Source organism: Brevundimonas sp. (assembly GCF_044336875.1).
Classification (GTDB): Bacteria; Pseudomonadota; Alphaproteobacteria; order Caulobacterales; family Caulobacteraceae; genus Brevundimonas.
Genome location: NZ_JBIIOP010000003.1, coordinates 325783 through 340371 on the forward strand (window position 1 = coordinate 325783; position 14589 = coordinate 340371).

Annotated in this window: 12 protein-coding genes; 4 read left to right on the forward strand and 8 right to left on the reverse strand. The window is 68.0% G+C overall.

Annotated features, from left to right (window positions below):
• Window positions 1–36 precede the first annotated feature (36 nt).
• Complete coding sequence (locus tag ACIQ1T_RS06900; protein WP_395943782.1) at window positions 37–855, forward strand: trypsin-like serine peptidase; 819 nt, start codon at window positions 37–39, stop codon at window positions 853–855.
• Here the strand turns inward: ACIQ1T_RS06900 and ACIQ1T_RS06905 are convergent.
• On the reverse strand, window positions 852–2636 hold the full coding sequence (locus tag ACIQ1T_RS06905) for an acyl-CoA dehydrogenase (RefSeq protein WP_395943783.1): 1785 nt from the start codon (window positions 2634–2636) through the stop codon (window positions 852–854). The genes ACIQ1T_RS06900 and ACIQ1T_RS06905 overlap by 4 nt on opposite strands.
• A gap of 119 nt (window positions 2637–2755) precedes the next feature.
• Between ACIQ1T_RS06905 and ACIQ1T_RS06910 the strand changes: the two genes are divergently transcribed.
• Entirely contained in the window at window positions 2756–3307 is a 552-nt protein-coding gene (locus tag ACIQ1T_RS06910; protein WP_395943784.1) for a cytochrome b, read from the forward strand.
• Window positions 3304–4221, forward strand: a complete 918-nt coding sequence (locus tag ACIQ1T_RS06915; RefSeq protein WP_395943785.1) for an L-threonylcarbamoyladenylate synthase — start codon at window positions 3304–3306, stop codon at window positions 4219–4221. Before ACIQ1T_RS06910 ends, ACIQ1T_RS06915 begins: the two co-directional genes overlap by 4 nt.
• Here the strand turns inward: ACIQ1T_RS06915 and ACIQ1T_RS06920 are convergent.
• The 7 genes from ACIQ1T_RS06920 to metC all read right to left on the reverse strand — a co-directional run bounded on the left by ACIQ1T_RS06920 (window position 4209) and on the right by metC (window position 13243).
• A complete protein-coding gene (locus ACIQ1T_RS06920; RefSeq protein ID WP_395943786.1) occupies window positions 4209–5276 on the reverse strand; it encodes a patatin-like phospholipase family protein in 1068 nt (355 codons plus the stop codon). The genes ACIQ1T_RS06915 and ACIQ1T_RS06920 overlap by 13 nt on opposite strands.
• Before the next feature lie 25 nt (window positions 5277–5301).
• Complete coding sequence (locus ACIQ1T_RS06925) at window positions 5302–6120, reverse strand: 3-hydroxybutyrate dehydrogenase (RefSeq protein ID WP_395943787.1); 819 nt, start codon at window positions 6118–6120, stop codon at window positions 5302–5304.
• A gap of 54 nt (window positions 6121–6174) precedes the next feature.
• Window positions 6175–6945, reverse strand: coding sequence for a peroxide stress protein YaaA (gene yaaA, locus ACIQ1T_RS06930; RefSeq protein WP_395943788.1), 771 nt, complete (start codon window positions 6943–6945; stop codon window positions 6175–6177).
• Window positions 6946–7012: 67 nt separating this feature from the next.
• Window positions 7013–8425, reverse strand: coding sequence for an FAD-binding oxidoreductase (locus ACIQ1T_RS06935; protein ID WP_395943789.1), 1413 nt, complete (start codon window positions 8423–8425; stop codon window positions 7013–7015).
• A 183-nt stretch (window positions 8426–8608) separates the two neighbouring features.
• A complete protein-coding gene (locus ACIQ1T_RS06940) occupies window positions 8609–10717 on the reverse strand; it encodes a DNA topoisomerase IV subunit B (protein WP_395943790.1) in 2109 nt (702 codons plus the stop codon).
• Complete coding sequence (locus ACIQ1T_RS06945; protein ID WP_395943791.1) at window positions 10692–12041, reverse strand: O-antigen ligase family protein; 1350 nt, start codon at window positions 12039–12041, stop codon at window positions 10692–10694. The genes ACIQ1T_RS06940 and ACIQ1T_RS06945 overlap by 26 nt, the downstream gene beginning before the upstream one ends.
• A 23-nt stretch (window positions 12042–12064) precedes the next feature.
• Entirely contained in the window at window positions 12065–13243 is a 1179-nt protein-coding gene (gene metC / locus ACIQ1T_RS06950; protein WP_395943792.1) for a cystathionine beta-lyase, read from the reverse strand.
• 69 nt (window positions 13244–13312) lie between these two features.
• On the opposite strand from metC, the gene ACIQ1T_RS06955 reads away from it, so the two are divergent.
• On the forward strand, window positions 13313–14419 hold the full coding sequence (locus ACIQ1T_RS06955) for an amino acid ABC transporter substrate-binding protein (protein WP_395943793.1): 1107 nt from the start codon (window positions 13313–13315) through the stop codon (window positions 14417–14419).
• The last annotated feature ends 170 nt before the right edge of the window (window positions 14420–14589 follow it).

The following is a 14589-nucleotide window of genomic DNA, read 5'->3' on the forward strand; positions in this document are numbered from 1 at the left end:
TCAAATGAAGAAAAGCCGGGGAAGTGGTTTCCGCTGATGTTCGACCTCCAGACCCAGCCGACGTCCCATGTCGAGGCGGGGCAGACCGATACGCGACCTGCGTGGGATCTGACCGTCTCCCTGATCAACGCCACGGTGCAGATCGACCAGCCGGCCGGCGACGGCACGCGCACGGTCGGAACCGGCTTTCTGCTGAACGCGCCCCGGCCCGACGGCACGCCGCGCACCGTCCTGGTCACCGCCGACCATGTGCTCGAGCGGATGCCCGAGAAGGAGGCGCGGATCGGCTGGCGTGTCGAACTGCCCGACGGGGGGTGGCGGTTCGATCCGCAGCCGGTGACGATTCGCGACGCCGATTCGGATCCGATATGGACCAGCCCCCCCGACCGCGACATCGCCGTTATGGAAATCACCGCGCCGGAGGCCTTCGCCCGCGCCGCCATCCCTATGGCCTGGCTGGCGGACAAGGATACCTTCGACAACGCCGAAGTGGGGCCGGGCGACGACATGCTGTCGCTGGGCTTTCCGCGAGGTCTGTCGGCGAATCGCGCTGGTTTTCCGATTCTGCGGGTTGGTCGAATCGCCTCCTGGCCGCTGACGCCGATCAGCGCCTTCCCGACCTTTCTGCTCGACTTCGCCGTCTTCCCCGGAAACTCGGGGGGGCCGGTGTTCTGGACCCCGACCGCGCGACGGCAGGCGGATGGGGGAGCGCCGGTCCACCCTTATGTGGCGGGCGTCCTGACCCAGGAGGTCATTGTTCAGGAGGAGCGGCTGGGGATCGGCGTGGTGGTCCACGCCGACTATATACGCGAGGCCGTCCGCCTGCTGGATCTGCAGACGGCTCCGGCTCCTTAGCCCGCCAGGGCTTCGACCGTCAGCCGCTTCAGCAGATCGCCGCCCTGACCCACGGCCGCCAAGCGGCTGGAGACATGGCCCAGCACGTTCGCGGCATAAACCTCGTACAGGTCCAGCTTGCCCTGCAGCCAAGCGGGATCGCCGTCGGCGGCGTCCAGCTTCGTCTTGGCCGCCAGGGCGCCCTTGGCCAGCATCCAGCCGCCGACCACGTCGCCCAGCAGTTTCAGATAGGCGTCAGCGGCGGCCAGGACGTCGGCGGCCGCATCCGGGTTCGCCTTCTGGTCCAGCAGCCACAGGGTGGCGTCCTCGACCGCCTCGATGGCGGTGGCGAACCGTTCAACCGGCTTGCCCGAATAGAGCCGAGACAGATCGGCCAAAGTCGCCTTCATCTCGGCGATCAGGGCCTTGGCCGACTCGCCGCCGTCCATCGACAGTTTGCGTCCGACCAGATCCATCGCCTGGATGCCGTTGGTGCCCTCGTAGATGGGGGCGATGCGGGCGTCACGGTAATACTGGGCCGCGCCCGTCTCCTCGATAAAGCCCATGCCGCCGTGCACCTGGACGCCCAGCGAGGCGACCTCGCAGCCGACATCGGTGGACCAGGCCTTGGCGATGGGGGTGAACAGATCCTCGCGGCCCTTCCACTTCTTCCGCTCGCTCTCGTCGGCGGCGTGGCGGGCCAGGTCGGCGGCGACGCCGGTCGACAGGCAGATGGCGCGGGCGGCGGCGGTCTTGGCCTTCATCACCCCCAGCATCCGGCGCACGTCGGGATGGTCGAAGATCGGGGCGTTGGGCTCGCCGGTCCAGACCGAACGGCCCTGACGACGCTCCAGCGCATAGGCCAGGGCGTGCTGATAGGCGCGTTCGGCGATGCCCACGCCCTCGACGCCGACGGCGAGGCGGGCGGCGTTCATCATCACGAACATATGGGCCAGGCCCTGGTTCGGCTGGCCGACCAGTTCGGCCCGGGCGCCCTCGTAGCTCATGACGCAGGTGGGCGAGGCGTGGATGCCCAGCTTGTGTTCGACGCCGACCGGGCGGAAGGCGTTGCGGTCGCCCAAGCTGCCGTCGTCCTTGACCGCGAACTTGGGCGTCAGGAACAGGCTGATCCCCTTCGGTCCCTTGGGCGCGTCAGGCAGGCGGGCCAGGACCAGATGGACGATATTGTCGGTGGCGTCGTGGTCGCCCCAGGTGATGAAGATCTTCTGGCCGTTCAGGGCGTAGGTGCCGTCGCCGTTCGGCGTGGCGGTCGCCGTCAGGGCGCCCAGATCCGATCCCGCGCCCGGTTCGGTCAGGACCATGGCCCCGGTCCATTCGCCGCTGATCAGCTTGGTCAGATATTTGGACTTCTGCTCTTCGGTGCCGACCTGTTCCAGCGCCTCGATGGCGGCGAGCGACAGCATGGGGCACAGGCCGAAGGCCATGTTGGCCGAATGGACCGTCTCATAGGCCGCCAGTTCCAGCGCCTTGGGCAGGGCCTGTCCGCCGTGTTCGGTCGAGGCCGACAGGCCGGTCCAGCCGCCGGCGGCGAACTGGCGATAGGCGTCGGCGAAGCCGGGCGCGGCCGTGACCGCGCCGTTGGCGTAGAGCGAGCCTTTCTGGTCGCCGATCCGGTTCAGCGGGGCCAGCACCTCCTCCGAGAACTGGCCCGCCGCCTCCAGCACCGCGCCCGCCACATCGGAATCATAATCCGGGAAGGCGCCGGTGGCGGCGACGTCGGGCATGCCGGCGACGGCTTCCAGGGTGAAGGCCAGGTCACGGACGGGGGCGCGGTAGCTCATGGGTTTCCTCAGTCATCTTTCGGGCCTAAGTGCCCCGTTGCGGCGGGGCGCCGCAAGCGGCTTGGCGCATGGCCCTCGGTCGAGGCAGAGTGACGCCCTGCCGTCACGGAAGGGAAGTCATGGCCGAACCGCGAAACCGATATTCCGGCGTCTCCCTGGCGCTGCACTGGGTCATCGCCTTCGCCGTATTGGCTCAGGTTCTGTTGATTGCCGCGCATGACAAGACCGAGGGCGCCCTGTCGCGCGAGTTCGTGACGCTGCACAAGTCGGTCGGAGTCACCATACTGGTTCTCACTCTGGCGCGAATCGGCTGGCGTTTGGCCCATCCCGCCATCGCTCTGCCGGACGGGATGCCGCGATGGGAGAAGTTGGTGGCGCGAACGACCCATGTGCTCTTCTATGCGCTGCTGATCGCCATGCCGATGACCGGCTGGCTGGCCTCTTCGGCCGGGGGGCGGGAGTTCGCCTGGTTCGGCCTGTTCGACTGGCCCCTGTTGCCGGTCGGCGGAGGACGCGAGACGGCCAGTCGGTTGATGGGTGTCCACGGCCTGGTGATGAAGGGACTGTATGTCCTGATCGCCCTGCATGTTTTGGCGGCGCTGAAGCATCAGTTCGTCAATCGCGACAATGTGCTCCACCGGATGATCCCCCTGATCCCGAGGCGGCCGTGAGCGAGACGCCCGATCAAGCGGCGGAGGCCCTGCGGCGAGGTGAACTCATCCTGCTCCCGACCGAGACGGTCTATGGGCTGGGCGCCGACGCGGGCAATCCGGAGGCGGTGGCCAAGATCTTCGAGGCCAAGGGAAGGCCGCGGTTCAATCCGTTGATTTCCCATGTCGCCGACGCTGTGGCGGCCGAAAGCATCGGCGCCTTCGACGACAAGGCGCGGGCCCTGGCCGAGGCCTTCTGGCCCGGGCCGATGACCCTGGTGACGCCGGTCAAGGATGTGCGCCGGGTCTGCGATCTGGCGCGGGCCGGGCTGGACAGCGTGGCGATCCGGGTGCCGGGCCATGCCGGGGCGCGGTCTGTGCTGGCGGCCTTCGACGGACCGGTCGTGGCGCCATCGGCCAACCGGTCGGGACGGCCCAGCCCGACGACCTTCGCCGATGCGGTCGAGGAGACCGGTTTCGCCGTGGCGGCGGCCGTGGACGGCGGCGACTGTCCGGTGGGGCTGGAGAGTACGGTGATCTCGGTGCTGGGCGGGGCTGTGTCCCTGCTGCGGCCGGGCGCCGTGACGCGGGCCGAGATCGAGGCGGTGGTCGGGCCTCTGGCGGACGGCGGGGAGGGGCATCGCTCGCCCGGTCGGCTGACCCTGCATTACGCCCCCGACGCCCCGGTGCGGATCGAGGCGGTCGAGGCGCGGGACGGCGAACTGCTGCTGGGCTTCGGTCCCGGCGTCGGCGATCCGCGCTGGAGCCTGAGCCCGAGCGGCGACTTGCGCGAGGCCGCCGCCAATCTGTTCCGCCTGTTGCGCGAGGCGGATCGGACCCGACCCGTCGGCATCGCCGTCTCGCCCCTGCCGACCGAGGGACTGGGCGAGGCGATCAACGACCGCCTTCGCCGGGCGGCCGGTCACATCGGCTGACCGAAACGGGCCTGGAGGTCGACGCTGGAGCGCAGGCCCACCGTCGGCAGACAGGTCGACAGCCAGTCGTCCGCAGCGGCCCGACCCCGCGCCTTCAATTCGTTGAGGAAGCTCCATTCGGTGTCGAACTTGGAGCGTAGCGACAGATCCGGCAGCCAGCCGTCCGCCTCGATGGCGTGGAGCCGCAGCGGGCGATAGGCCCCGGGCTTCAACTGGCCCTGGGCGTGCAGGTCCTCGGCCATGGCGATGGCGCGCAGTTCGGCGACCAGGGGGGCGTTGAAGACGATCTCGTTCAACCGGTCCACGATGTCCCCTGCGGCGCGCGGCGTCTCATCCCGCGCCATCGGGTTCAGGGTGATCAGCAGAACGTCCTGCGGGGTCTCGGTCCCGGTCAGGGGCCAGAGCGGCGGATTGGCCAGATAGCCGCCGTCCCAGTAGGGTTCGCCCTCGATCTCGACCGCCTGGAAGAGGTGGGGCAGGCAGGCCGAGGCCATCAGCATCTCGGCCGTCAGTTCGGTTGTCTCGAACAGGCGGATCCGGGCCTGGCGGACGGCGGTGGCGGCGACGAAGAGGCGGACGTCCGAGGCGCGGACGGCGGCGAAATCCACCGCATTGGCCAGAACCCGTTTCAGAGGATTGTGGTTCAGCGGATTGAATTCATACGGGCTCATCGACATGGCCAGGGTCTCGCCGGCGCGCCAGAAGGGATTGTCCTTCAGCCAGTCCGGCGGCCGGGCCGCGTTCCACAGGGCGCTATCGCCGAAGACGTTGCGGCCGCCCGATTGATTGACCTCGCGCCACAGCTTGTCGAGGGCGGCGCGGGGATCGCCGGCGGCGAGACCCGAGACCAGGGCCGCGCCGTTCATGGCCCCGGCCGAGACCGCCGAGACGGCGCGGACGTCCAGGGCCTCGACCTCGAACAGCCGATCCAGCACACCCCACTGGAAGGCGCCGTGGGCGCCGCCCCCCTGGAGAGCCAGGGAGACGGGGCGGGGGCCGGAGGGAAGAGCCGCGACCTCGGCGGCTTCGGCGGCCTTGCGTCTGAAAAGCGCCATTCTCCCTCCGGCCCCTCCGGGCTGATTATTGGGCCGTCCAGCCGCCGTCGATGGAGAAGCTGGCGCCATTCGCCGAGGCACCCAGGTCGCTGACGAGATAGAGGAAGATCCCCGCCAATTCGTCGGTCGTCACGAACCGCTTGGTCGGCTGGGAGCCCAGGATGACGTTCTTCATCACGTCCTCGCGGCTCATGTTGCGGGTCCGGGCCTGGTCGTCGATCTGTTTGTCGACGATGGGGGTGTGGACGAAGCCGGGGCATATGGCGTTGCAGGTGATATTGTCCTGCGCCAGTTCCAGAGCGACGGTCTTGGTGAAGCCGATGATCCCGTGCTTGGCGGCGACATAGGCCGACTTGAACGGGCTGGCGACCAGGCCGTGGGCCGAGGCCATGTTGACGATCCGGCCGCGCCCCAGGGCCTTCATGTGCGGAATGGCGGCGCGCGTGGCGTAGAAGGCCGAGGACAGGTTGATGGCGATGATCTTCTCCCACTGGTCCGTGGGAAAGTTCTCGACCGCCTCGACGTGCTGGATGCCGGCGTTGTTGACCAGGATGTCGAGCCGGCCCAGTTCGCAGGCGGCGTAGGCGACCATGTCGTCGATCTGGTCGCCCTGCGTCATGTCGGCGGGGTGATAGAGGACGCGGACGCCGGTCGAGGCCGCCAGTTCGGCGCGGGTGCGTTCGATCTCGGCCGGATCGCCCAGGCCGTTCAGCACCACGTCGCCGCCGCGCGTCGCCACCGCCCGGGCCAGGGCCAGGCCGATGCCGGAGGTGGAGCCGGAGATGACCGCCGCCTGACCCTTCAGGTCGCCGATGTCGCGAAAGCCGGGGGTAGCGTCGGTCATGGGGTCCGCCCTTCAGTTCTTTTGCGAGAGACTAGCGGCAGGACGGGGCGGGGATCAAGAATTTCCCGACCTGATGAATATCCACTCGCTGTCGGTCGAGGCGGCCTTGTCGAAACGGTAGCCGTCGCGGTCGAAGGCCTTCAGATCCGCGACCGTCTCGACCCGTTCGTCGATGGCGAACCGGGCCATGGCGCCGCGGGCCTTCTTGGCGAAGAAGGAAATGATGCGGCTCTCGCCGTTCTTCTCCTCGCGGAACTGCGGGGTGACGACCGGCAGTTTCAGGGCCTTGGCGTCGATCGCGCCGAAATATTCCTGGCTGGCCAGGTTCACCAGGGTCGGGTCCGACTGGCCCTCGGCGTCCTGGTTCAACTGTTTCGAGATCCGGTCGCCCCAGAAGTCGTAGAGGCTGGCGCCGCGCCGGGTCTTCAACCGAGTGCCCATTTCAAGGCGATAGGGCTGGATCCGGTCCAGCGGACGCAGCAGGCCGTAGAAGCCGGACAGGATGCGGACGTGATCCTGGGCGAAGGCCAGGGCGGGGGCGTCGAGCTCGCGCGCCTTCAGGCCCTCGTAGACGTCGCCGGCGAAGGCGAAGGCGGCCTGGACGCCGCCGGTCGATTCGGGATCGAAGGCCTTGAACCGTTCGACGTTCAGGGTGGCGAGATCGTCGGAAATGCCCATCAGGCGCCGCAGATCGGCCTTGCTCTGGCGTCGGGCGGTCGTGGACAGGCTGGCGGTGTCTTCCAGGAAGCGGCGTTCCGTGCTGGGGATGGCTTGATCGGCTTCGGTGAAGTCGAGCCGCTTTGCGGGAGAAAGGACGATCAGCAAGAGGCGGCTCCGTTACAGCGCCGCTCACATAGGCCGCTTCGGTGACGATTTGAACCGGGTGCGGCGCCTAGAACAGCACGGCCGGGTTCATGATCCGCTGCGGGTCCAGGGCGCGGCGGATGGCGGCCATGGTCTCGATCTCCAGCGGCGACTTGTACCGCTTGACCTCTTCGGTCTTCAGCCGGCCAAGACCGTGCTCAGCCGAGATTGAGCCGTCGTAGGCGCCGATGACGTCGTGAACCACCTGGGAGCCCTGTTTCCACAGGCCGATGAAGCCGGCCACGTCCTGCCCCACGCCGGGCAGGATGTCGTAGTGCAGATTGCCGTCGCCCACATGGCCGAAGACCGAGATCCGCGCGCCGGGGTGGAAGCGTTCGACGGCGGCCGAGGCCTCGTCGATGAAGTCGGCGATCCGGCTAATCGGCACCGAGACATCGTGTTTCCAGCCGCCGCCCTCGGGCTTCAGGGCCGCCGAATGCTCCTCGCGCAGACGCCAGAATTCGGCGCGCTGGCTGTCGTTCTGGGCGATGGCGGCGTCGGTGATCAGGCCTTCCTCGAAGGCGACCTCCAGCAGGGCCTGCATCTGGGCCTCGGCGCCGCCCGGCGTGCCTGAGGCGATTTCGATCAGGACATACCAGTCGGGCGTCGACTCCAGCGGCTCGCGGGTGTCGGGGATGTTCTTGAGCACCAGCTCCATGCCTAGACGCTTCATCAGCTCGAAGGCTTCGACCCCGCCGCCGGTCTCGGCCTTGGCGCGGGCCAGAAGCTCGACCGAGGCGGCGGCCGTCTCAAGCCCCACCACGGCGACGGCGCGCGAACGCATGATCGGGAACAGTTTCAGGGTGGCGGCGGTGACGACGCCCAGGGTGCCCTCGGCGCCGATCAGCAGCTGTTTCAGGTCGTAGCCGGTGTTGTCCTTGCGCAGCCGCTTCAGGCCGTTGAAGACCTGACCGTTCGGCAGGACGGCCTCGACGCCCAGGACCAGGTCGCGCATCATGCCGTAGCGCAGGACCTGGGTGCCGCCGGCGTTGGTTGAGATGACGCCGCCGACGGTGGCCGAGCCCTCGGCCGCCAGGCTGAGCGGGAAATAGCGGCCCGCCGTCGTCGCGGCCTGCTGGGCCTCCAGCAGGGTCAGGCCGGCCTCGACCGTCATGGCGTCGTCCAGCGGGGTCACGTCGCGGACCGCCAGCATCTTGCGCGTCGACAGCAGGACCTCGCCGAAGGGAATCTGGCCGCCGACCAGGCCGGTGCCGCCGCCGTGGGGGACGATGGCGACGCCCTCGCGGGCGCAGATGGTCACGGCTTTCGCTACGTCTTCCGTCGAACGCGGGGTCAGCAGGATCGGCGTGTTGCCGGTCCAGCGGTTGCGCCATTCGGTCAGCAGCGGGGCCACGACCTCGGGATCCTGGGTCCAGCCGCCGTCGCCGAGGGCGGCCTTCAGTTCGTCCAGAACGGCGGGGGAGGGGGCGGTCGTGCTCATGACGCCCTTTTGTCAGGCGTGGCTGGGAGTGGGAAGGTGTTTTGCCTGTTACAAGGCTTGGTTTTTGTCTTTTGGCGATGCGTCCAGATACAGGGCGCATGAAACGTGCGCGACCTCGACGACCAGGTGTCTGGATCCTGGGCCCAAGGCCCAGGATGACGGAAAGAGAGGGGGCGACGAGACCTAGACGTCCAGCTCTTCCTTCACGAACTGGGCGTTTTCCTGGATGAACTGGAAGCGGGCGTCGGCGCGCTTGCCCATCAGGCGTTCGACCAGATCCTCGATGCTGGCCTCGGCGTCCGGCACGGTGATCCGGGCCAGGGTGCGTTTCTTCGGATCCATGGTGGTCTCCTTCAGCTGGGAGGCCATCATCTCGCCCAGGCCCTTGAACCGGCCGATCTCGGTCTTCTTGTTCTTGAAGACGGTGGCCATCAACTCGTCGCGGTGGGCGTCGTCGCGGGCGTATTCGCTGAGCGGGCCGGCGCTGATCCGATAGAGCGGCGGCAAGGCCATGAAGACCCGGCCCTGGCGGATGGTCTCGGGCATGACCCGATAGAAGAAGGTGATCAGCAGGGCCGCGATATGGGCGCCGTCCACGTCGGCGTCGGTCATGATGACGATCCGCTCGTAGCGCAGGTCGTCGATGTTGAACCGGTTGCCGGGCTGGACGCCGAGGGCCAGGGCCAGGTCGGACAGTTCGACATTGGCGCGCAGCTTGTCGGCGGTGGCCGAAGCCACGTTCAGAATCTTGCCGCGCAGGGGCAGGATGGCCTGGGTCGTGCGGTCGCGCGCCTGTTTGGCCGAGCCTCCGGCCGAATCGCCTTCGACGATGAAGAGTTCGGTGCCCTGGGCCGACTGGCGGCTGCAGTCGGACAGTTTGCCGGGCAGGCGCAGCTTGCGGGTGGCGGCGGCGCGCTGGACTTCCTTGTCCTTGCGGCGGCGCAGTCGGTCTTCAGCGCGATCGACGACGAAGCCGAGCAGGGCGTTGGCCTGTTTGGGGCTTTCGGTCAGCCAGTGGTCCAGCGGGTCGCGCAACAGTTGTTCGACGATCCGCGCGCCCTCGGGCGAGGACAGCCGGTCCTTGGTCTGGCCCTGGAATTCGGGATTGCGGATGAAGACGCTGATCAGGGCGCCGGCGTTGGCGATGACGTCTTCGGCCGTGATGATGGCGGCGCGCTTCTCGTTGGTCAGTTCACCGTAGGACTTCAGACCCTTGACCAGGGCGGCGCGGAAGCCGGCCTCGTGGGTGCCGCCGTCGGGGGTGGAGACGGTGTTGCAGTAGGACTGGATGAAGCCGTCGGATTCACCGAAGCCGATGGGCGACCAGGTGACGGCCCATTCGAAGGCCCCCGCCTCGCCCTGGCGCTCGGCGCGGCCGGCGAAGGTGGGGGTGACGGTGTCCAGTTCGCCGATCCGGTCGACCAGGGCGTCGGCCAGACCGCCGGGGAAGTGCAGGCTGGCCTGGGTGGGGGTGGCGTCGGTGATCCGCTCGGGCGCGCAGGTCCATTTGATCTCGACGCCGCGGAACAGATAGGCCTTTGAGCGGGCCATGCGGAACAGCCGGGCGGGCTTGAAGGCCGCGCCCATGCCGAAGATTTCGTCGTCCGGCTTGAAGCGGATCAGGGTGCCGCGCTTCTTGGACGGGCCGACCTGCTGGATCGGGGCCAGGACGTGGCCGCGTGAGAAGGCCTGTTTCCATTCGAAGCCGTCGCGCCAGACGGTGACCTCGACGCTTTCGCTGAGAGCGTTGACGACCGAGACGCCGACGCCGTGCAGTCCGCCGGAGGTCTCATAGGCCTTGCCCGAGAATTTGCCGCCCGAGTGGAGAACGGTCATGACCACTTCCAGCGCCGACTTGCCGGGGTGTTTGGGGTGGGGATCGACGGGGATGCCGCGTCCGTCGTCGCGGACCGACAGATAGCCGTCGGCGTCCAGATCGACCGTGATCAACTTGGCGTGCTTGGCCACCGCCTCGTCCATGGCGTTGTCCAGGACTTCGGCGAACAGGTGGTGCAGGGCGCGTTCGTCGGTGCCGCCGATATACATGCCGGGGCGTTTGCGGACGGGCTCCAGTCCCTCCAGCACCTCGATCGACGAGGCGGAATAGGCGTTGGCGCTGCCTGAGGTCGGCGTGGCCGCGACGGGCGTCTGCGCCGGCACTGGGGCCGGCGCTGGGGCCGGCGCCGAAGCAGGAGCGGGCGTCGCCTCGGGCGGTTTCACCGCAGCGGGCTTGGGCGGCTCGGGTTTGCGAGCTTCGGGTTCGTCGTCAAAAGCGAAGAGGTCGGCGGCCATTCACATAGTCTGCGGCGATTCGGGGCCGGTTCTGGTAGGCTCGTGAAGCCGGTCGGGCAAGCGGCGCTCTTACCGGGACCGGATCGAAGGTCACGGCGCGAGACAAAATCGCCAGCATCAGGATCCACGGCAGGTTGGCGTGGGTCAGCAGGACGCTTTCTGAAAGGCTGAGGGCGAAAAAGACCGCCATGTAGCCGATGCTCCAGAATCCTTCCCGCGCGCCCAGGCCGTTCAGACGGACCAGGATCATCACCGCCGAGATCGCCATGATCAGTCCGACGGCCACGGCGCCTGGCCAACCCAGTTGAACCAGCAGATCGATCCAGCCGTTGTGGGCGCTGGGCACGGGCCACTGGGTCTCCAGCCGGATCTCGCGCGCCGGGATGGAGTCCACGCCCCAGAAGGCGCTGAAGCCGTAGCCGGTCCAGGGCCTTTCGGCGACCTTGCGCATGAGGGCCTCCCAGATCAGGGTCCGGCCGGTCAGGGACGGGTCCTTCCCCAGGGCCTCGAGGATGGCGCCTGAATCGACCTTCCACAGCCAGGCGGCGCCGGCCGAAGCGACGACGCCCAGCCAGACGGCCGCAACGGTGATGGCGGCGCCGCCCTGGCGCAGGGTCCACCAGCCGCCGACCAGGCCGACACCCAGGATCCAGCACAGCAGCGATGTCTTGGATTGGGTGGCGACGACCAGAAGCGTGGTCAGGCCCAAGGCCAGCAGGGCGACCCAGGGTTTGCGCCCGTTCCGGGCCAGATGATCGGCCGCCAGACAGGCGGCGGCGGACACGGCGCCGACCACCATGACCAGGCCCATCTGGTTCTTTTCGTACCAGAGGCCGCGCCACAGGCCGGCGTTGTCGAACTGGTGCACCCCGACCTTGGGGTAGGCGAAGACCATGATCAGGCTGCCGACCGCCATGACCAGACAGGTGTGCATCAGGACGCGCGGCAGGGCGACGCCCCGGAAGGCCGCACCCAGATAGACGCCGAAGGCGCTGTTGATGGCCATGGCGATGACCCGGCGATCTGTGACGCCGGGGTCGATGGACCAATATTGCGAGACATAGGCCAGACCGACCAGGGCGGCGACCATCAGCCAGGCGGGCCAGGCGCGGATGATTTTCTCGAAGCGGAAGACGATCAGACCGGCGGTGACGGCGTAGACCGGCAGCCATATGAGGCGAAGAATGGGGGTCTCGCCCTGGTCGGGAGCGATGACGGGGGCGATCAAGGCTCCGGTCAGCATGAAGACGACGAAACCCGCCGCCCACTGTTCCCAGGGAGGCGGTTGGTCCGAATCGTCGATCTGGACGGGCGGTGCGCGCACGAGCGTACAGTCGCCCCGGCCGCTTAAGGAACCGTGAGCGCCGTGGAGAAGGCGGCGATACCCTTCTCCAGATCTGCGATCAGGTCGACCGGGTCTTCCAGGCCGACGTGCAGGCGGATCAGTTCGCCCTCCAGCGCCGGAGGATGGTTGCGATAGGCCATCTGGTGGGTCTCGAGGGTGATCAAACTCTCGAATCCGCCCCAGGAATAGCCCATGCCGAACAGGGTCAGGGCGTCGAGAAAGGCACGGCCTGCGGCTTCGTTTCCGCCCGTCATCACCACTCCCATCAGCGAGGCCGCGCCGGCGAAGTCCCGGGCCCAGAGGTCGTGACCCACCGAGCCGTGCAAAGGCGGATAGAGGACGCGAGACACCTCCGGCCGCGCTTGAAGCCATTCGGCCACCTGCAGGCCCGAGCGGCCCTGTTCGGCGTAGCGGACAGGCAGGGTGCGCAGACCGCGCAGCGTCAGCCAGGCGTCGTCGGGCGAGACATGCCACCCCATGTCCTCGATCGTATCACGGATGGCGCGCAGGCAGGCCCGGTCCGTGGCGGCGATCCCGCCAATCAGGACGTCGGAATGGCCCGCGACATATTTGGTCAGGGCCTGGACGCTGATGTCGACGCCCTGGGCCAGGGGTTTGAAGGCCAAGCCCGCCCCCCAGGTGTTGTCGAGCACGGTCAAGACGCCGCGTTCACGGCAGGCCCGGGTCACGGCCGCGACGTCGATCATCTCGAAAGTCAGGGAGGCGGGGGATTCCATCAGCACCAGCCGCGTCCGTGCGCTTAGGGCCGCGATCAGTCCCGCAGCGTCCGTGTCGGCGGGCAGGAAACGCGTGGCGACGCCGCGCGCGGCCAGATAGCGGGCCAGGAAGCGGCGCGAGGGGCCATAGACGGCGTCGGTCGTGATCACCTCGTCGCCCGGGCGTGTCAGGGCCAGCAGAGGCACGGTGACGGCGGCGAGGCCGGACGGGACGAGGAAGGCGTCGGCGGCCCCCTCCAGATCGGCGAGGCCGGCGCGCAACTGCCTGGCGGCGCTGCCTCCGTCCAGGCCATAGGTCGGTCCGTCCGCATCATCGCGCATGGTTTCGGCGCGGTCGCTGAGCATGGTCGAGGCCCGCTCGATCGGCGGGTTGACCGGGCGGCGCCCCTGACCCCGCCGGGTTGCGGAGGCGATCAGGCGGGTTCGGTCCGAATGCGGCGACATGGCCTCTCCGATGGGTTGCGGATCAGGGCCTAAAGGCCTCTAAAGTCCGCACGGCGCAAGCGGAGGAGGATGCGAAACGCGATGCGGGTGTTGAAGATCGGAGCGATGGCGGCGGTGCTGTTGACGGCGGCTTGCGGTCGTGAGGGGGCTGACCCGACGCCGGAAGATCCCGCCCCGACCGCGCCGACTCCGGCCGTCGCCACGGACCGTCCCGAAAGCCCGACCCTGACCGCCGTCAAGCGTCGCGGGCGGCTAAACTGCGGTGTTCATCAGGGACTGGTCGGTTTCGCCTATACCGACAATCGCGGCCAGTGGCGCGGGTTCGACGCAGACTTCTGCCGAGCCATGGCCGCCGCCATCTTCGGTGATGGAGACGCGGTGCGGTTCGTGCCCCTGTCGGCGTCCGACCGGTTCACGGCCTTGAACGAGGGGCGGGTCGACGTCCTGTGGCGCAACTCGTCCTGGACCATGAGCCGTGACGCGGGCGAGGGCTTCATCTTCGCCGGGATCAACTATTACGACGGCCAGGGCTTTCTGGTGCGGCGGTCGCTGAACCTGAGCAGCGCCACCGAGTTGAACGGCGCCCGGGTCTGCGTCCAGGCCGGATCGACGGCCCAGGCCAACGCCGATGACTTCTTCCGCTCCCGGGCCATCGCCTATCGCCCCGTCGTCTTGCCGACCGAGGAGGCGTCGCGCGACGCCTATGGCCGCGAGGACTGCGACGCCTTCAGCGCTGACATCTCGGCTCTGGCTGCGGCGCGAACCGTCCTGGCTGATTCCCAGGCGCACACGATATTGTCAGATGTCGTCTCGAAAGAGCCGCTGGGGCCGATCGTCAAGGCCGGCGACGAACGTTGGGCCGACGTGGTTCGGTGGACTCTGAACGCGGTTGTTCTGGCCGAGGAATTCGGCGTCACCAGCGAGAATGCCGAGGCTCTGTCGAAAGACGCGAATGACCCGAGAATCAAACGCTTGCTGGGCGTAGAGGGTGAATATGGCGCCATGATCGGCCTGTCTGACGACTGGGCCAAGGACGCCATTCTGGCGGTCGGAAACTATGGGCAGATATTCGACCGGAACCTGGGTTCGCAATCGCCGCTCGACCTGGCGCGCGGATTGAACGCACAGTGGAACGCACGGCCGGCCGGCTTGATCTATGGACTGCCGATCCGATAAGCGCCGAAGCTTGTATCGCTTCCTGGGGGACAGATGACCGAGACAAAGCGTGGGGGCTTGGCCCTTCACTGGCTGATGCTGATCGGCTTCGCCGTGGGCCTTGGCGGCGGCCTCTGGGTCAATCTGGCGCTCGGGGCGGATACGGCCTGGGTGGTGTGGGTGACGCAGAA